The organism is Nucisporomicrobium flavum, from assembly GCF_016464385.1.
Taxonomy (GTDB): domain Bacteria; phylum Actinomycetota; class Actinomycetes; order Mycobacteriales; family Micromonosporaceae; genus Actinoplanes; species Actinoplanes flavus_A.
In genome coordinates, this window is the sequence record NZ_JADMLH010000023.1 from 12602 (window position 1) to 29563 (window position 16962).

Here is a 16962-nt window from a genome sequence, read left to right on the forward strand (position 1 = left end):
CGCGGTGTGAGTAGCGCGATCTCGACCTCGGCAGCCTGGGGCATCGGCCTCGCCACCGTCACCACCGACGGGACGGTGCTCGACACCTGGTATCCGTCCGGCCATCTCGGCCTCGGCGCCCTGCCGGAGGACGCACCCACCCTGCCCGCCGGCCTCGTCGGGCCGAAGGCGCTCGCCGGGCTCGCCACCGTCGAGGTGCGCACCGAGGTGGCCTCGCTGGCCGACCCGATCAAGGACTCCGCGGACGCGTACCTGAGGCTGCACCTGCTCTCGCACCGCCTGGTACGCCCCAACGAGCAGAACCTCGACGGCATCTTCGGCCAGCTCGCCAACGTGGCGTGGACCTCGGCCGGCCCCTGCCCGCCGGACCGGGTGGACGAGCTGCGCCTCATCGAGCGCGCGGCCGGCCGGCACCTGTCCGTGTACGGCGTCGACAAGTTCCCGCGGATGACGGACTACGTGGTGCCCTCGGGCGTACGCATCGCCGACGCCGACCGGGTGCGGCTCGGCGCCCACCTGGCGAGCGGGACCACCGTCATGCACGAGGGGTTCTGCAACTACAACGCGGGCACGCTGGGCACGTCGATGGTCGAGGGCCGGATCGTGCAGGGCGTCGTCGTCGGCGACGGTTCCGACATCGGTGGCGGTTCGTCGATCATGGGCACGCTCTCCGGCGGTGGCAAGGACAAGGTGTCGATCGGCGAGCGCAGCCTGCTCGGCGCCAACGCGGGCATCGGCATCTCGCTGGGCGACGACTGCGTGGTCGAGGCGGGCTGCTACATCACCGCCGGCTCGAAGATCACCCTGCCGGACGGCCGCGTGGTGAAGGCGCGGGAGCTGTCCGGCGTCGACAACCTGCTGTTCCTGCGCAACTCCGTCACCGGCGCGCTCGAGGCCCGCCCCCGGAAGGGAACGGGCATCGAGCTCAACGCGGCGCTGCACGCCAACGACTGAACGAGTTACGGCGCCTTGATGGTGACCGGCTTGTTGAAGTCGTAGAAGTCGATGGTGGCGAGCGGGTCCTGCCCCTGGATCGTGCCGCCGATGCGACGGACGAGGTTGTCGGCCACCCAGATGTCCACCGTCACCTGGGAGCTGTAACCGGCGACCCCGTCGAGGCCGAACCAGCCGAGCTCGGTGTCCGGCAGCTTCGTCAGGGCGGCGGCGGGGTCGGCGTCGCTCGTACGCTCCGCGATGGTGAGGCGGTAATGCGTCGCCTCCACGCCGCGGACGCTTTCCGTGCCGATCTTCTGCACGTTTCCGTCGCTGACGGCGGCGCGGACGACATCACCTGCCGCCTTGGTGAACGGCACCATTTTCTCGTCGGCGGAGAGTTTCGTGCGCGTGGTCTTGCCGCCGGCCGGCGTCGTGTACTGCTGATTCCCCACGACGATGATGGTCTCCGAGGTTCCCTCGCCCTTGGTGACGATGCGGTAGTCGTCGCCGTTCACCTCGCCCTCCGCGCTGAAGGCGCCGCCGCCGTGTACGGCCTCGCTGAACTTCAGCGACGTGACGTTCTGCGTCTTCTCGGCGGCGGCCAGCAGGATCGACGGGAGCGAGGTGGTCGGCGACACACTGGGCTGCGAGTTCCCGGTGACGGCGACGGTCACCGCGACAGCCGCGGCGGCGACCCCGGTGGCCATCGCGGCGAACAGGGCGCGGCGCTTTCCCCGCCGCGGCGCCGCGGGGGTCTCGGCGGCACGGATCGGTGTGGTGGTCTGGGTCATGGCCTTCTCCAGAATGGCTCGGTAACGGGCTGATCCCGGCGCCGGAGGGGCGTCACGGAGAACGGGATCCAGCGCGCCGAGCCGCTCGATTCCACGGTCGTCGTCGGCGGTCATCAGCGATCACTCCCCTTTCCGCGGGATTCGGTCCGTACCTGTGCGGCATCCGGAGAATCTCGCCGCTCGAGTTCGCGGGAAAGACGGGCCCGTGCTTTGTAGAGGCGCGACGACACATTCGCCGGCGTGACGCCGAGAACGGTCGCCATGTCCGAGACGCTGAATCCGTCCCAGGCGCGCATGAGCAGCAATTCCCGGTCTTCCTCGGACAGCTCGGCCAGCGCTTCCCAGACGAGCCCGTCCTGCTGGTCCGCGACCGGTTCGCCGTGCATGGTCGCCAGCCGCAGGTGCAGGTCGCGCTGCCGCTGGGCCGAGCGCCGGTGGTTCGCCAGCACATTGCGGGCCACGCCGAACAGCCACAACCGGCCGTCGACAGGCGGTATCTGCGTACGTCTGCGCCAGGCGACGGCGAACGTCTCGGCCGTGACGTCGTCGGCGTCGGAACCGGAGTCCGTACGCCGGCGGGCGAACCCCCACACGTCCGTGAAGTTCGCCGCGAAGAACCCGTTGAATTCTTCTTCGGTCATGGGGTTCCTCCGCCCTCGGTTGCCCCTTCCTGTCCGGCACGATGCGAATCTCGCCGGTCAGCGCAGAACTTCTTCGGCGGCGGCGCGGACGGCTGCGGTCAAGGTTGTCAGAATCGCCGACTCGAGGCGCCAGTACTGCCAGTACAGCGGCACGTCGAGGTGGCGCCCCGGGGTGAGTTCGGCCAGCCGGCCGGCGGCCAGGTCGGGGCGGGCGAGCTGCTCCGGCACCATGCCCCAGCCCAGGCCCAGCCGGATCGCGTCGACGAAGGCGGCCGCCGCCGGGACGTAGTGGACCGGTGGGTCGAGGTGCCGGCGCGTCACCGAGGCGAGGAAGCGGTGCTGCAGCCGGTCCTTGCGGTTCAGCACGATCATCGGGGTCGTGGCGAAGTCGTCGAACACCCCGGGCGCCGCGACGGCGAGGTAGCGCATCGCGCCCAGCCGTTCGACCCTGCAGCCCTGCACGGCGGTGTGCTGGGCGGTCACGGCGGCCATGGCCGTACCGGCGCGGAGCAGGTCGGCGGTGTGGTCCTGGTCGTCCTGGTGCAGGTCGAAGCCGAGCGCCGGGTCCCCGGGCAGGGCGGCCAGCGCCGGCAGGAACCAGGTGTGCAGGGAGTCGGCGTTGACCACCACCGCGATCCGGGTACGGCCACCGCCGCCGAGCGCCCCACGGGCCGCGTCGAGCGCCTCCCGTTCCAGCAACGCGACCTGGCCGGCGAGGCGTACCAGGGCCTGGCCCGCCTCGGTCGGCTCGGCCGGCTTCGTGCGCCGGACCAGCACCTGACCGACGGCCTGCTCGAGCGCCTTGATCCGCTGGCTCACCGCCGACGGGGTCACGTGCAGCGCCCGCGCGGCCGCGTCGAAGCTGCCCTCGCCGATCACCGCGTGGAACGTGGCAAGCTGCACGGCGTCCATCAGTTCTCCTTAACTTCCTGAAGATTCTTTAGCTGGAGAACAGCATGGCACCGCCCTAGCGTCGAGGACGTGCTCACCTCCACCCTCGCCGGTTTCGCCGCGTCCGTCGTGCTCATCGTCGCCATCGGCGCGCAGAACGCCTTCGTGCTGCGCCAGGGACTGCGGCGGGAGCACGTACTCCCGGTGGTGGTCGTCTGCGCCGTCTCCGACCTGGCGCTGATCACCGCCGGCATCGCCGGCCTCGGCGCCGTCGTGGCCGCGCGCCCGGTGGCCGTCACCGTGATCCGGTGGGCCGGGGCCGCCTTCCTGCTCGCGTACGCCGCCATAGCCGCGAAGCGTGCACTCAGGCCGGCAGCTCTGTCTCCCACCGACCGCGGCCCGGCCACCCTGCGGGCGACCCTGCTCACCTGCCTCGCGCTGACGTACCTGAACCCGCACGTGTACCTGGACACCGTCCTGCTGCTCGGGGCGGTCGCGCAGCAGCATCCGCACCGCTGGTTCTTCGGCCTGGGGGCCGCCGCGGCCAGCGCCGTCTGGTTCACCGGGCTGGGACTGGGCGCGCGGCGGCTGGCGCCGGTGCTGGCGCGCCCCGGGGCGTGGCGGGTGCTCGACGGTCTGATTGCGGCCGTGATGGCGGCCCTCGGCATCGCCCTGCTTGTTTAGACGGCCATCGACCGATTTGCACGTATCGAGTAAACACGGGCGCATGCGCAGACTTCTCGTGTCGGCCGCGCTCGCCGCGGCCGTGGTGATCGGATCCGGAGGGCAGGCCTGGGCCGCCCCGCCGGCCGACCCCTCACCCTCCGCCGGCCTTCCGGCCGGCTGGTCCGTCCAGGACGGACACCTGACCTGGCACTCCGACAAGCGCGTGCCGATGGGCGACGCCGCTGTCGAGTTCTGGGCCGGCAACAGGCTGCTGGGGCGGCCGCTCGCCCAGCGTGACCAGCGCACGTTCCGGCTGGACCTGGGCGAGGTGTCCAGCCTCGACTCGCTGCAGGTCCGCGCCGGCGGCAAGCGCCTCGACGAGGCCGCCCCGTCGGCCGGCCGCCGATCCGCGGCGCCCGCGGTGAGCACCCCGGCGCCGCAGGCGAAGAACCCGGTCGACCCGGGCGTCAAGGGCCCCTACCGGACGGTCCGCGGCGAGTACTCGCTGGCCGGCGTCAAGCTCCCCGACTTCGGCAAGAAGGTCGAGATGCAGGCCGTGGTCGTCGCGCCCAAGGGCGCGCCGGGCAAGCGGCCGCTCGCGCTGTTCCTGCACGGCCGGCACTCGATCTGCTACAACGGCGCCGACGAGGACGCCCCGCAGGACTGGCCGTGCCCCCGGGGCACCAAGCCGATCCCGAGCTACCGCGGCTACCTGCAGGCCCAGGAGCTGCTCGCCTCGCAGGGCTACGTGACGGTGTCGATCTCGGCCAACGGCATCAACGGCCAGGACTACGCCGCCGAGGACGGCGGTGCGCAGGCCCGTTCCTCGCTGGTCCGCCAGCACCTGGCGAAGTGGGCCGCCTGGGCCGGCAGCGGCCGCTCCGGCGCTCCCTCGATCGTGCGCTCCGCGCCGCGCGCAGACCTGTCCAAGGTGTTCCTGATGGGCCACTCCCGCGGTGGCGAGGGCGTCAGCCGCGCCGCGATGGACACGCTCACCCCGCCGCCCTCCGCGCAGGACGGCTACCACGGCAAGGTCCGCTGGACGATCCGCGGCCTGCTGCTCATCGGCCCGACGATCTTCGGGCACAACCCGGTGCCGGACGTGCCGTCCGCGACGATCCTGCCGGGCTGTGACGGCGACGTCTCCGACCTGCAGGGACAGATCTTCATCGACGAGACCCGCGGCGTGAGCCGGGGCAAGGCGCTGCACAGCTCGCTGTACGTGGTCGGCGCCAACCACAACTACTTCAACACCGAGTGGACGCCCGGACAGGCTGCGGCACCGGCGTGGGACGACTTCTGGAGCGAGGAGCCCGACCCGGTCTGCTCGCCCGGCGCGCCGACCCGGCTGACCGCCGCGCAGGAGCAGAAGGCCGGTGCGACGTACATCGCGGCCGCCGCCCGCCTGTTCGTGGGCCGCGACGACCGGGTCCGCCCGCTGCTCGACGGCAGCGGCGTCCGTGCGCCGTCGGCCGACCCCGCGCGGGTGCTCAGCCACGCCATCGGCGCCAAGCGCACCGCCGCGCTGATCCCGTCGCCGTCCGTCGCCACCAGCGGTGCCCGGATCTGCGCCGAGATCGCCGACGACGCCAGCGCCTGCCTGGAGCCGGACAACTGGACGGAGCGCTCGGCGCACTTCGTCTCGTTCAACGGCGTGTCGCCCGAGCCCGGCCGGTACGCGGCCGACCTGACATGGACCACGGCGGACAAGCCGGTCACGCTCAAGGCACCCAAGCCGGTCACGCTCGCCGGGCACAAGGCCCTCACGCTGCGGCTCATGGTCGCGCCGAACAGCACCGGCAACCGCTTCGGCGTCGCCGTGATCGGCACGGACGGGCACCGTACGCAGCTGGGTGAGGTCCGCGCCGACGGGCTGCCCGGCACGGAGTACACGACGTCGTGGTGGGCGCAGGAGCTGCGCGTACCGCTCAAGGGCCTGCGCGGCAAGGTCGCGAAGCTGGAGCTGACGCCGCGGACGGCGAGCGGGCGGGCGTTCCTGATCGACGCCTGGGGCTGGGACCCGGGCACCCCCGACCCGCGCGAGACCTCCCTGCCGCGCATCGACATCGGCAGCCTGAAGGTCAAGGAGGGCAACTCCGGCACCAAGACGTACCAGGTTCCGGTCAAGATCACGGGCCGGGGCGGCGGCACGGTCCGGCTGTTCATGATGGACGCCGTGACGTACAAGAGCACGTCGTGGCTCGCCACCGTGCGGCCGGGCGCCCGTACCATCCCGGTGCCGGTCAAGGTGAAGGGCGACACCCTGTACGGCCAGAACGAGGGCAAGATGGTCGGCGCCAAGGCCGAACGCGGCTTCGTGATCGGTGACTACCAGGGCGGCATCGACGTCCGCAACGACGACCCGGCGCCGAAGCTCAGCCTGGGCACGGCGACGGACAAGGTGGCCGAGGGCGGCACGCTGCGCTGGCAGGTGAAGCTGTCCGCGCCCGCCGAGACGCCGTTCGACATCTGGGCGTCGCCGCAGAAGCCGGCGAGCGGCACCGAGCTGTCCAGCACCGACGTCGACCCGGCCTGGTTCCAGGAGTACGCGTACGAGGACCCCGAGCCGTCCCGGCCGCTGTCGGAGACGTACCTGACGCCGTACACGACGATCGAACCGGGCAAGACCAGCGGTGAGATCACCGTCCCGACGGTGACGGACAGCGCCGCCGAGTCCGACGAGATCGTGCAGCTGCAGTTCAGCGAGGAGAACGGCCTCGGCACGGTCACCGGTACGGTCACCGGCGACTGACCGTCCGCCGCGTCACCCCTCCGGGTACTGGGAGAACCGCACCATGTTCCCGGAGGGGTCGCGGAAGGCGCAGTCGCGGACGCCGTACGGCTGATCGATCGGCTCCTGGAGCACCTCGGCGCCGGCCGCCCGTACCCGGTCGAAGGTCTTGTCGCAGTCGTCGGTGCGGAAGATGATCCCCGGCAGCAACCCCTTCGCCAGCAGGTCCGCGGTGGCCCGCCGGTCGGCGTCGGAGGTGTGCGGGAAGTAGCCCGGGATCTCCAGGCCGATCTCGACGCCGGGCTGGTCCGGCGCCCCCAGCGTCAGCCACCGGTTATCCTCGAACTCCACGTCGGCGCGCACCTCGAGACCGAGGATGTCGCGGTAGAACGTCAGGGCCTCGTCGTAGTCGTGCACGATGAGGAAGCAGTGCGACAGCGAAATCGTCATGCCGCTCACGCTAGGGCGCTGCGGGCCCCGGGCGCTTCTCCGGATCTGATCGGTTGGCCCAGGCCACGGGCGATGCACCCGGGTATGCCGGCCACGCCGTCGTGGGTGCGGGCGCGGTAGGCGCTCGGCGTCTCCCCGACCAGCTCGGTGAACCGGGAGCTGAACGAGCCGAGCGACGTGCAGCCCACCCGGAGACACGCCTCGGTCACGCTCACGTCGCCGCGACGCAACAGGGCCTTGGCGCGTTCGATCCGGCGGGTCATCAGGTACGAGTACGGGGTTTCGCCGTACTCGGCGCGGAAGCGGCGCGCGAAGTGACCCGCGGACATGTGCGCCGTACGCGCCAGCGCGGGGACGTCGAGCGGCTCGGCGTACTCGCGGTCCATCCGGTCCCGGGCGCGGCGCAGCAGCGGCAGGTCGTCGCTCTTGCCCTCGCGCCGCCGGCCCGTCACGATCTCGACTCACGTGCCATGACGTGCACGATGACACAGACGTGCGGGATTTGACCCTCGACCTTGTCGAGGCACCAGGGTTCTGCGGTGTGGAGAGCGAGATGCGCGGGATCGGCGAGGTGTCCCGGGCCAGCGGCCTGGGGGTCAGCGCCCTGCGGTTCTACGACCGGGCCGGCGTGCTGGTGCCGGCCGAGGTGGATCCGACGACCGGCTACCGGCGGTACAGCGAGGAGCAGATCCTCGCCGCCCGCCTGGTGGCCGGGCTGCGCCGGGTCGGCATGCCGGTCGCGGACATCGGCCGGGCGGTCGCCGAGCTGCCCGACCCCCGGGCCGTCCGCAAGCTGCTGGACGAGCACCTGCGCCGGTTGGAGGACGGCCTGGCCGACGCCCGCCGCGAGCTCTCCCGACTCCATCACCTGCTGGACGCCGAGGAGACCACCATGACCCGCATCACCCTGCCCGCCGCCGCGCTCGCCGCCGCCCTCGACGCGGTCCGCTTCGCCGCCTGCGCGGACCCGGCCCTGCCGATGATCAACAGCGTGCTGCTGGAGACCGACGCGGAGGGCGTGCTGACCGTGGCCGCCACCGACCGGTTCCGGCTCGCCGTCTCCGAGGCCGCCGCCACGGTGGCCGGGCCGCCGGTCCGGGTCGCCGCGCCGCTGTCCTTCGCGGACGAGCTGCGCCCGCTGCTCACCGGCACGGTCACCCTGCACCTGGACGACGGGACGCTGGTCGCGGAGACGCCCGGCGGCCGCGTCGAGGCTCGGCCCCTGGACGTGGACTGGCCGGACCACCGCCGCCTGGTGACGCTCGACGCCCCCGGCGCCCGGCGGTTCACCGTGGACGGGTCCGAGCTGCGCGCCACCCTCGGTGCGGCCACCACGGTGACCCGCGAGCACGAGGGCCGCGAGTTCGAGGTCGCGATCCTGACCGTCGGCCCGGCCGGTGAGCTGCGTACGGCCGACGCGCACGCCTGGGCGGCCGACGCCGAGGCGCACGTGGCGGTCAACCGCGAGTACCTGCTGCAGGCGCTGGACGCGGGCGGGCCGGGCCAGCTGGTGCTGGAACTGGACGGTCCGATCAAGCCGCTGGCCGTCCGCGGCACCACGGGCTTCTCCATTCTCATGCCGGTACGCCATTGAACCTGTAGCGTCGTCGCAGGCCGGCTTGTACGATCCCGAGAACTTCAGTCCTGAACCCCCGATGCCGATCACGAGGTAGTGACGCCAGTTACCACCGGCAGGCACAGATGCGGCCCGGGCAGGTTGCCTTGAGTACAGACGAGCGCTTCTCCGTCGAGGGTCGCCCAGGCGACGCGCGCCGCTGGCGTGCCGCCGGGCGGCGCTCGTCGGCGGGCGTGGCCGTCCCGGTCGAGGAGCGGCCGGTCGGCGCGGGGCCCGGTCCGGACCTCGGCGTCCTGCGCCGTCTCGAGGCGGCCGGCTCGGGGGCCGGGACCGACGCGGAGCGGACGCGCCGGGATGCGCTGCTGAGCCGGGCCATGCTGGCCCACCTCGTCCTCTCGTTCTGCCTCGTCGGCGTCTACCTGGCGTTCCCGGGACCCGTGGTGGCGGCGTGGGCGTTGATCGTCCTGTCCTCCCTGACCGCCTTCGCCGTCGGCGTCGCGCTGAACTCCCCCCGGCGCCGCACACCGTGGCTGCTGCTCAGCGGCGGGTACGTCGCCTTCGTGGCGGGCACGGTGGTGGCCCTGTTCAATGCGGGCGAGTTCCCCTCCCCCGCCGACCTGGTGTTCCTGGGCGTCTCGTCGCCGCTGCTGGTGGCCGGCCTGCTCGGGCTGACCCGGTCGGGCGCCCGGCTGCCCGACCGCGCCGGCATGCTGGACGCGGTCATCCTCACCGTCGGCGTCGGGTTCCTCGCCTGGACGTTCCTGATCAATCCGTTCCTGCAGGACCCGACGCTGAGCCCGCTGGAGAAGGCGGTCTCGATCGCGTACCCGCTGACGGATCTGCTGGTCCTGGCGATCCTGGCCCGGCTGGGCGTGAGCGCGACCCGCAACACCAGCCTGGTCTTCCTGCTGATCTCCGGTGCCGCGCTGCTGACCGCGGACACGCTGTACGGCCTCAGCCGCCTCAGTGGCTTCTGGCAGCTGGGCAGCCCCAGCGACGTGGGCTGGCTGCTGTTCTGCATCGCCGGCGGCGCGGCTGCCCTGCACCCGTCGATGATCCGCGCCACCGAGCCGCAGGTGCTCAGCAGCACCCAGATCTCGCTGCGCCGGGCCGTGCTGACGGTGGCGTCGCTGCTGGCCCCGGTCGCGCTGCTGGTGCAGGCGCTGCGCGGCCCGGTCACCGACGGCATCCTCATCGCCGTCGTGTCGGCGGCGCTCATCCTGCTGTCACTGGCCCGGATCTCGGCCGTCGCCACGAGCCTGCGCCAGACGCTGGCCCGGGAACGCGAGCTGCGGCTGGCGTGCGAGGCCCTGCTGGTCTGCACCGGGACCGAGGAGGCGACCGACGTCCTGCGCCGCGCGGTCGGGCACATGCTGCCGCCCGGCACGCTGCACCGGGTGGTGCTGAGGGTGCACGACGACCCGGAGGTCACCCCGGCCGACCCGGCGCCCGCCGGATCGCCGGGTGGCGCGCCGGATTTGCGGTACGTGGTGACGCTGCCGCCCGAGGCCGCCGAGCCGCTGGCGGCCTTCGAGCTGGCACTGCACTGCCGGCTGGCGGTGGGCCGTACGTGGATCGGCGACCTGTACGTCGGCACCGAGGAGCGGGCGATCGTCGACCTGCAGGAGGCGCTGCCGGTGCTCGCCGGCCAGGCCGCCACGATGATCGACCGCATCCGGCTGAACCGGGAGATCAGCCGGCGCGACAGCCAGGCGTACTTCCGGACGCTGGTGCTCAACGCCACCGAGGTGATCGCCATCGTCGGCGACGACAACACGATCACGTACGCGAGCCCCGCGGCGGAACCGGTGATCGGCACGGCCGGCCTCGTGGGCACCGGCGTGCTGGACCTGATCGATCCGGCGCAGCGCGACGAGGTCCGCCGGGAACTGGACGCCGCCCGCAGCGGGCCGCCCGGGGACGCGCTGAACCTGTGGCGGGTACGCCGTACCGACGGCGAAATGATCTACACCGAGGCGGCCATCGGCGACATGCGCTCGGAGCCCGGCGTGCACGGCCTGGTCATCACGTTGCGCGACGTGACCGAGCGGCGCCGCCTCGAGCAGGAGCTGCTCGCCCGGGCGTACGTGGATCCGCTCACCGGGCTGGGCAACCGGCTGCAGTTCCAGGACGACGTGGCCGCGGCGGCCGCCGGGCGGGACGGCGGCACCTGCGGCGTCATGGTCTGCAACATCGACGGGTTCCGCACGGTCAACGACACGATGGGCCACGAGGTCGGCGACGAGTTGCTGATCGCCGTCGCCAAACGGCTGTCCGCCGCGCTCGCCGGCCGGGGCAGCGTCGCCCGGCTCGGCGCCGACGAGTTCGGCATCGTGGTCCGCGAGGCGCCGGACGTGGCGTACCTGGAGAAGCTCGCGGACCAGGTGGTGGGCGTGTCCACCGAGTGGTTCCACGCGGGCGGCAGCCTGGTCGCCGCGTATCTGCGCGCGGGTGTGTCCACTACCGCCGACGCCCACACCGCGAAGGAGCTGGTCGGTCAGGCGGACGTCGCCCTGGACACCGTGTCGGCGGGCGACGGGCCGCGCTGGCGACGCTACGAGGCCTCCCTGCACGAGGAGGTCCTCGACCGAATGCAGCTGCGCAAGGACCTCGACCGCGCGTTCGCCGAGGACGCGTTCCGGCTCGCGTACCAGCCGATCGTCGAGCTGAGCAGCACGCGTACGGTCGGCTTCGAGGCGCTGCTGCGCTGGCAGCACCCGGAGCGGGGCATGGTGTCCCCGGCGACCTTCATCCCGCTCGCCGAGGAGTCGGGACTGATCGTCGAGCTGGGCGCCTGGGTGCTGCGGACGGCCGTGGCCACCGCCGCCGCCTGGCACCGGGAGCACCCGCGGGACACGCCGTACATCAGCGTGAACGTCTCGGTCCGGCAGTTCCGCTCGCCGGACTTCGTGGATCAGGTCTTCGACGAGCTGACCCGCTCCGGGCTGCCCGCGCACCTGCTCACGCTGGAGATCACCGAGAGCCTGCTGCTCGGCGAGCACGAGCGGATCCACACCGATATCGCCCGCCTGCGCCGGGCCGGGATCAAGATGTCCATCGACGACTTCGGTACGGGCTACTCGTCGCTGAGCTACCTGCACCGGGTGCCGGTGGACACGTTGAAGCTGGACAAGTCGTTCGTGGACACCATCACCGGCTCGCAGCAGCAGCTCGACCTGGTCCGCGGCATCATCCAGCTGGCCGGCACGCTGAACCTGGACGTGGTGGCCGAGGGCATCGAGACGGCGGAGGAGCACCGGCTGCTGGCCGAGGCGGGCTGCCGGCTGGGACAGGGCTTCCTGTTCGCGCGGCCGCTGGCCGAGGAGGATGCCCACCGGCGGGTGGCGGACGGACCGGACGCGTGACCCACTGAGCCCATCGTCACATTAAGGTCTGTTAATTGGACGATGCATCCTTCCCCATGTCAGCATCGCGGATGCTCCTCCCCGCCCCGACCTCGTCTTCTCCCGCCGCTGAGTCCGCCTACCGCAGCGTCTCCGACCTCGCCCGCGCCGGGCTCTGGGACCAGGTCGTCGACGAGATCGACGGTCGCACCATCCGGATCGGCGACCGCTGGCTCGTGGACTACGCGTCCTGCAACTACCTGGGCCTCGACCTCGACGACGAGATCATCGGGGCGATCGACGTCCAGGTCCGGCGCTGGGGGACGCACCCGAGCTGGTCGCGGATGCTGGGCAGCCCCCGGCTCTACCCGATGATCGAGGAGCGGCTGACCGCGCTGCTGGGCGCGCCGGACACCCTGGTGCTGCCGACGATCAGCCAGATCCACCTCTCCGTCATCCCGGCCCTCGCGGGCAAGGGTCACGTGCTCATGGACTCACGGGCCCACCGCACGATCTACGACGGGTGCGTGCACGCCCGGGCCCTCGGCGCGACCGTCCAGCGGTTCCGCTCCGAGAGCGTGGAACACCTCGCCGAGCTGCTCGCCGCCATCCCCGCGGGCGAGCCGGTGCTGGTCTGCATGGACGGCGTCAACAGCATGACCGGCAACACCCCCGACGTGCCCGCGTTCGCGGAGCTGTGCCGCCGTCACGGCGCCACCCTCTACATCGACGACGCGCACGGCTTCGGCATCATCGGCGAGCGCACACCCGACGAGACCTCGCCGTACGGCAGCCGCGGCAACGCCGTGATCCGCCACTACGGGCTCGACTACGACAACGTCGTGCTCGTCGGCGGCTTCTCGAAGGCGTACTCGTCGATGCTCGCCTTCGTCGCCTGCACCACGCCGGTCAAGGAGCACCTCAAGATCGCCGCTCCGCCGTACCTCTACTCCGGGCCGGTGCCGACCGCGTCGCTCGCGACCGTGCTGGCCGGGCTCGAGGTCAACGACGCCCGCGGCGAGGTGCTGCGCGGGGAGCTGTATCGCAAGACCCGGCGGGTGCTCGACCACCTCGACGGCATGGGCGTGCAGACCCCGAACGTGTCCGGCTACCCGCTCGTGCAGATCCCGCTCACCGACGGCGAGAACCTGCCCGAGGTGGCACAGACGCTGCTGGAGCGGGGCATCTACGTGACGCTCGCGCCGTACCCGGGCGTACCGAAGGATCAGGTCGGCTTCCGCATCCAGATGACCGCCGCGCACACCGACGAGCAGATCGACCGGCTGCTGGCCACGCTCACGGAGCTGAACGGGGTGCTGCGTCGCCGGTGACGGGATCGGCGCGCAGGTCGCGGACCCAATGGGCGCAGCGCAGCGGGCGGCCCTCGTAGTCGAGGTCGCAGTCCTCGCCGCGGGTGAAGCCGAGCTTGCGCAGGATCGCGTTCGACGGGCCGTTCGTCACCGCGGGGAAGGCGTGCAACAGCCCGACCCCGCGGTCCCGCGCCCGCGGAAGGAGCTGCTGGAACGCCTCGTAGGCCACGCCGCGCGCCTGATGCCCGGGCACGAGCATGGCGCCGAGCTCGTGGATCGGCCGGGACTCCCACTCCGACCGCCAGATCGCGATGACCCCGACGGGCGCCGCCTCACCCTCCGGCAGGATCGTGAAGATCAGATCCCCGGCGGCGACCTCCGCCAGCCGCCGGCGGTGCACCCGGTCGGCGTGCTCCTCGTCACCGGTGCCGCCGAGATGTCCCACGACCTGCGGGTCGGTCTCCAGCCGCAGGGTCAGCCCACGGTCCTCATCGGCGTACGGACGAAGTCGCATGGCTCCTGCCTACCAGCTCGCCGGTGGGCGCCGCGACACCGCCGAGCAGCTGGACGAGCAGCTCGTCCCGGTCGGTCAGCACGGCGCCGAGCAGCCGCCGGCCGACCGCCAGCAACGCCGCGGCGTCCGGGGTGCTGAGGGCGTACACCACCAGCGAGCCCTCCCGCGTCGAGGTCACCATGCCGGCGCGGCGCAGCACCGACAGCTGCTGCGACAGGTTCGACGCCTCGACGTCGATCTCGGCGAGCAGGTCGCGTACGGGCAGCGGACCGTCCTGCAGCAGCTCCAGCACCCGGATGCGGACGGGATGCCCGAGGGTCCGGAACAGCTCCGCCTTCGCCTGGTAGAGGGGCTTGGACACGCCTGAACCATGGCAGAACGCCGCCCGGGACGACGTACGCCGGGTGCGACGGCCGTACGTTGCTGAATTGAGCAGTTGAAGAAGTTCGCACATCGGGTGCGATCCCGGCGCCGCCGTCCGGGCCATCCTCGGCATCGACACCAGTCATGACAGGAGGACCCCATGCCCGAGATGGACGTCGCCCTCAAGGACGCGATGCAGATCAGTGGCGCGCTCGGCGCCGCGCTCGTCGACTCCGGGAGCGGGATGGCGCTGGGGCTCGTCGGCGGGACGGCGGACTTCGACATGACCGTCGCCGCGGCCGCCACCACCGACGTCGTACGGGCCAAGCTGCGCACGATGCAGATGCTGGGCCTCGACGACTCCATCGAGGACATCCTCACCACGATGGACGGGCAGTACCACCTGGTCCGGCCGCTCACCTCGCGCAGCGGCGCCGGCCTCTTCCTCTACCTGGCGCTGAACAGGGCCAAGGCCAACCTGGCGATGGCCCGGCACCAGCTGCGCCGCATCGAGGAGACGATGGACCTTTAGCGCCCGACCGGCCTGACAGGTCGCCGCGGACCCGCGAGACTGGGGGCGTGGATGAGGCAACCCGGGCCCGGTGGGCCGCCTGCACCGACTCGTTCCTCGGCAACGGCCTCGTCCGGCCCCGGGACCTGATCGCCACCGTCGACCCGGACGCCGTGCCGGACACGTACGGCGAGGGCGGCGTCGTCGCCGAGCTGGAACGGCACGTCGCGGCTCTGCTCGGCAAGCCCGCCGCGGTCTTCCTGCCCAGCGGCACGATGGCGCAGGCGGCGACCCTGCGGGTGCACGCCGACGCCCGCGGCCCCCGGACCGTGGTGTGGCATCCGTACTGCCACCTCGACCGGCACGAGGGGCAGGCCCATCAGCGGCTGCACCAGCTCGTCGGGCGGCACGCGGGCGAGCTGGAGCGGCCGCTCACCCTCGGCGACCTGCGGGCCGTCGCGGAACCGGTCGCCGCGCTGCTGCTGGAACTGCCGCAGCGCGACCTCGGTGGCCGGCTCCCGCCCTGGGACGACCTCGTCGCCCAGACCGGCTGGGCCCGCGACCGGGGCGCCGCGGCCCACCTCGACGGCGCCCGGCTCTGGGAGGCCACGGCCGGCTACGAACGCTCCTCCGCGGAGATCGCCGCGCTGTTCGACACCGCGTACGTGTCGTTCTACAAGGGCGTCGGCGCGCTGCCGGGCTGCTGCGTGGCAGGTTCGGAGAACGACGTCGACCAGGTACGGGAGTGGCGCGGCCGGCTCGGCGGCACCCTGTACGGCATGTGGCCGGCGGCCTCGTCCGCGCTCACCCTGCTCGACGCGGCGCTCGACGAGATGCCGGCGCGGATGCGCCACGCCCGGGCGATCGCGGAGGCGCTGGCCGGCGTACCGGAGATCCGCGTCGTGCCGGACCCGCCGCAGACGCCGATGATGCACCTGCTGTTCGCGACGTCCGCCGAGGCCTATCGGATCAACGCGAAGCGGCTCGCCGAGGAGACCGGCCTGTGGGTGTGGCCCAGCGCGATCACGACCGGGGACCCCGGCGTGGTCCGCACCGAACTCTCGGTGGGCCGGGCCACGCTGCGCCACAAACCCGCCGCGATCGCCGAGATCCTCACGGGGCTGTGTGACTGACCGTGACCGCCCACCAGCTCACCCGGCGTGACGCGCGGCGGATCGCCGTACGGGCCCAACTGCTGCACCGCGCTCGGCCGGCCACGATGCCGGAGGTCGTACGCCACCTGACGATGCTGCAGGTCGACCAGACCGCCGCGGTCGCACCCAGCGCGGACCTGGTGCTGTGGAGCCGGCTGGGCTCCGCGTACGACCCGGCCGAGCTGGCCGCGGCGCTCGCGGACCACACCCTCATCGAGCTGCGCGGCCGGATCCTGCCCCGCGAGGACGTGGCGCTCTACCGGGCCGAGATGGCCGGCTGGGCGACGCGCACCGGCCTGCGCCCGTGGGAGGAGGATGTCCGCGAGTGGGTCGACGCCAACGACGACTGCCGCCGCGACATCCTGCGCCGCCTGGAGACCGAGGGACCGCTGCCGGTGTCCGAGCTGCCCGACACGTGCGCCGTACGGTGGAAGTCGTCGGGCTGGAACGACGACCGTAACGTCACCAAGCTGCTGGACTTCATGGTGCAGCGCGGCGAGGTGGCGAGCGCGGGCCGGCGCGGCCGGGAGCGGCTGTGGGACCTGGCGACCCGGATCTACCCCGACGACATGGTGCCCGAGGAGGAGGCGCTGCGCCTGCGCAACGAGCGGCGGCTGCGGGCGCTGGGGATCGCCCGGCCGCGGGGCCCGGAGTGCCCGGTGGAGCCGTCCGACGTGGGCGCGGCGGGCGAGCCGGCCGTGGTCGAGGGCGTGAAGGGCGTCTGGCGGGTCGATCCGGCGTACCTGGACCAGGACTTCTCCGGACGGGCGGCGCTGCTGTCCCCGCTCGACCGCCTGGTCTTCGACCGCAAGCGGATGGCCGAGTACTTCGAGTTCGACTACACGCTGGAGATGTACAAGCCGGCCGCGCGGCGCCGCTGGGGCTACTACGCGCTCCCGATCCTGTACGGGGACCGCCTGGTCGGCAAGCTCGACGCCACGGCGGACCGCAGGGCGGGGATGCTCCGGGTCGACGCGGTGCACGAGGACGCCCCGTTCGGCAAGACCCTGGCGGCCGCCGTACGCCGGGAGATCGAGGACCTGGCGCACTGGCTGCACCTCGACCTCGATCTCCCGGGCTGACC

Annotated in this window: 16 protein-coding genes; 9 read left to right on the forward strand and 7 right to left on the reverse strand. The window is 72.4% G+C overall.

Annotated elements, in window-relative coordinates:
• Nucleotides 1-6 precede the first annotated feature (6 nt).
• Nucleotides 7-954 (forward strand): 2,3,4,5-tetrahydropyridine-2,6-dicarboxylate N-succinyltransferase, encoded by a 948-nt coding sequence (dapD, locus tag IT780_RS35890; protein WP_199516309.1) that lies wholly within the window; start codon nucleotides 7-9, stop codon nucleotides 952-954.
• A 5-nt stretch (nucleotides 955-959) separates the two neighbouring features.
• Here dapD and IT780_RS35895 read toward each other — a convergent pair whose 3' ends face one another.
• From IT780_RS35895 to IT780_RS35905, 3 genes are read right to left on the reverse strand one after another with little or no spacing between them, the layout of a single operon-like run.
• Nucleotides 960-1841, reverse strand: a complete 882-nt coding sequence (locus tag IT780_RS35895; RefSeq protein WP_199516310.1) for a LolA-like protein — start codon at nucleotides 1839-1841, stop codon at nucleotides 960-962.
• Nucleotides 1841-2368: an RNA polymerase sigma factor gene (locus tag IT780_RS35900; RefSeq protein ID WP_199516311.1), complete on the reverse strand. Its 528-nt coding sequence runs from the start codon at nucleotides 2366-2368 to the stop codon at nucleotides 1841-1843. The genes IT780_RS35895 and IT780_RS35900 overlap by 1 nt, the downstream gene beginning before the upstream one ends.
• Before the next feature lie 57 nt (nucleotides 2369-2425).
• On the reverse strand, nucleotides 2426-3283 hold the full coding sequence (locus tag IT780_RS35905; RefSeq protein WP_199516396.1) for a LysR family transcriptional regulator ArgP: 858 nt from the start codon (nucleotides 3281-3283) through the stop codon (nucleotides 2426-2428).
• Between the two features lie 66 nt (nucleotides 3284-3349).
• Between IT780_RS35905 and IT780_RS35910 the strand changes: the two genes are divergently transcribed.
• Entirely contained in the window at nucleotides 3350-3943 is a 594-nt protein-coding gene (locus IT780_RS35910) for a LysE/ArgO family amino acid transporter (protein WP_199516312.1), read from the forward strand.
• Between the two features lie 43 nt (nucleotides 3944-3986).
• Nucleotides 3987-6677 (forward strand): alpha/beta hydrolase family protein, encoded by a 2691-nt coding sequence (locus IT780_RS35915; protein WP_199516313.1) that lies wholly within the window; start codon nucleotides 3987-3989, stop codon nucleotides 6675-6677.
• Nucleotides 6678-6689: 12 nt separating this feature from the next.
• On the opposite strand, the gene IT780_RS35920 is transcribed toward IT780_RS35915, so the two are convergent.
• Nucleotides 6690-7106, reverse strand: coding sequence for a VOC family protein (locus IT780_RS35920; RefSeq protein WP_199516314.1), 417 nt, complete (start codon nucleotides 7104-7106; stop codon nucleotides 6690-6692).
• A 5-nt stretch (nucleotides 7107-7111) separates the two neighbouring features.
• Nucleotides 7112-7492, reverse strand: coding sequence for a helix-turn-helix transcriptional regulator (locus IT780_RS35925; protein WP_199516397.1), 381 nt, complete (start codon nucleotides 7490-7492; stop codon nucleotides 7112-7114).
• A gap of 167 nt (nucleotides 7493-7659) precedes the next feature.
• Here IT780_RS35925 and IT780_RS35930 point away from each other — a divergent pair, with 167 nt between their 5' ends.
• From IT780_RS35930 to IT780_RS35940, 3 genes are all read left to right on the forward strand, one after another.
• Entirely contained in the window at nucleotides 7660-8700 is a 1041-nt protein-coding gene (locus IT780_RS35930) for a DNA polymerase III subunit beta family protein (protein WP_199516398.1), read from the forward strand.
• Between the two features lie 128 nt (nucleotides 8701-8828).
• On the forward strand, nucleotides 8829-12047 hold the full coding sequence (locus IT780_RS35935; protein ID WP_199516315.1) for a bifunctional diguanylate cyclase/phosphodiesterase: 3219 nt from the start codon (nucleotides 8829-8831) through the stop codon (nucleotides 12045-12047).
• Between the two features lie 71 nt (nucleotides 12048-12118).
• A complete protein-coding gene (locus IT780_RS35940) occupies nucleotides 12119-13357 on the forward strand; it encodes an aminotransferase class I/II-fold pyridoxal phosphate-dependent enzyme (protein ID WP_199516316.1) in 1239 nt (412 codons plus the stop codon).
• On the opposite strand, the gene IT780_RS35945 is transcribed toward IT780_RS35940, so the two are convergent.
• Together IT780_RS35945 and IT780_RS35950 are read right to left on the reverse strand one after the other, a co-directional pair.
• Nucleotides 13323-13850: a GNAT family N-acetyltransferase gene (locus IT780_RS35945; protein WP_199516317.1), complete on the reverse strand. Its 528-nt coding sequence runs from the start codon at nucleotides 13848-13850 to the stop codon at nucleotides 13323-13325. The genes IT780_RS35940 and IT780_RS35945 overlap by 35 nt on opposite strands.
• Nucleotides 13825-14211, reverse strand: coding sequence for an ArsR/SmtB family transcription factor (locus tag IT780_RS35950; RefSeq protein ID WP_199516318.1), 387 nt, complete (start codon nucleotides 14209-14211; stop codon nucleotides 13825-13827). The genes IT780_RS35945 and IT780_RS35950 overlap by 26 nt, the downstream gene beginning before the upstream one ends.
• A gap of 162 nt (nucleotides 14212-14373) precedes the next feature.
• Here IT780_RS35950 and IT780_RS35955 point away from each other — a divergent pair, with 162 nt between their 5' ends.
• The 3 genes from IT780_RS35955 to IT780_RS35965 are packed head-to-tail and all read left to right on the forward strand — an operon-like array spanning nucleotide 14374 to nucleotide 16960.
• Complete coding sequence (locus IT780_RS35955) at nucleotides 14374-14745, forward strand: hypothetical protein (protein WP_199516319.1); 372 nt, start codon at nucleotides 14374-14376, stop codon at nucleotides 14743-14745.
• A 47-nt stretch (nucleotides 14746-14792) separates the two neighbouring features.
• Nucleotides 14793-15857, forward strand: coding sequence for a threonine aldolase family protein (locus IT780_RS35960; RefSeq protein ID WP_199516320.1), 1065 nt, complete (start codon nucleotides 14793-14795; stop codon nucleotides 15855-15857).
• A 2-nt stretch (nucleotides 15858-15859) separates the two neighbouring features.
• Nucleotides 15860-16960 (forward strand): DNA glycosylase AlkZ-like family protein, encoded by a 1101-nt coding sequence (locus IT780_RS35965; RefSeq protein ID WP_199516321.1) that lies wholly within the window; start codon nucleotides 15860-15862, stop codon nucleotides 16958-16960.
• The last annotated feature ends 2 nt before the right edge of the window (nucleotides 16961-16962 follow it).

Bases quoted from the DNA above. Each gene is read 5' to 3' on its own strand.
- IT780_RS35915 (WP_199516313.1), top strand. From the start codon at position 3,987: ATGCGCAGACTTCTCGTGTCGGCCGCGCTCGCCGCGGCCGTGGTGATC.
- IT780_RS35920 (WP_199516314.1), bottom strand. From the start codon at position 7,106: ATGACGATTTCGCTGTCGCACTGCTTCCTCATCGTGCACGACTACGAC.
- IT780_RS35930 (WP_199516398.1), top strand. From the start codon at position 7,660: ATGCGCGGGATCGGCGAGGTGTCCCGGGCCAGCGGCCTGGGGGTCAGC.
- IT780_RS35900 (WP_199516311.1), bottom strand. From the start codon at position 2,368: ATGACCGAAGAAGAATTCAACGGGTTCTTCGCGGCGAACTTCACGGAC.
- IT780_RS35925 (WP_199516397.1), bottom strand. From the start codon at position 7,492: ATGGACCGCGAGTACGCCGAGCCGCTCGACGTCCCCGCGCTGGCGCGT.
- IT780_RS35955 (WP_199516319.1), top strand. From the start codon at position 14,374: ATGCCCGAGATGGACGTCGCCCTCAAGGACGCGATGCAGATCAGTGGC.
- IT780_RS35940 (WP_199516316.1), top strand. From the start codon at position 12,119: ATGCTCCTCCCCGCCCCGACCTCGTCTTCTCCCGCCGCTGAGTCCGCC.
- IT780_RS35895 (WP_199516310.1), bottom strand. From the start codon at position 1,841: ATGACCGCCGACGACGACCGTGGAATCGAGCGGCTCGGCGCGCTGGAT.
- IT780_RS35945 (WP_199516317.1), bottom strand. From the start codon at position 13,850: ATGCGACTTCGTCCGTACGCCGATGAGGACCGTGGGCTGACCCTGCGG.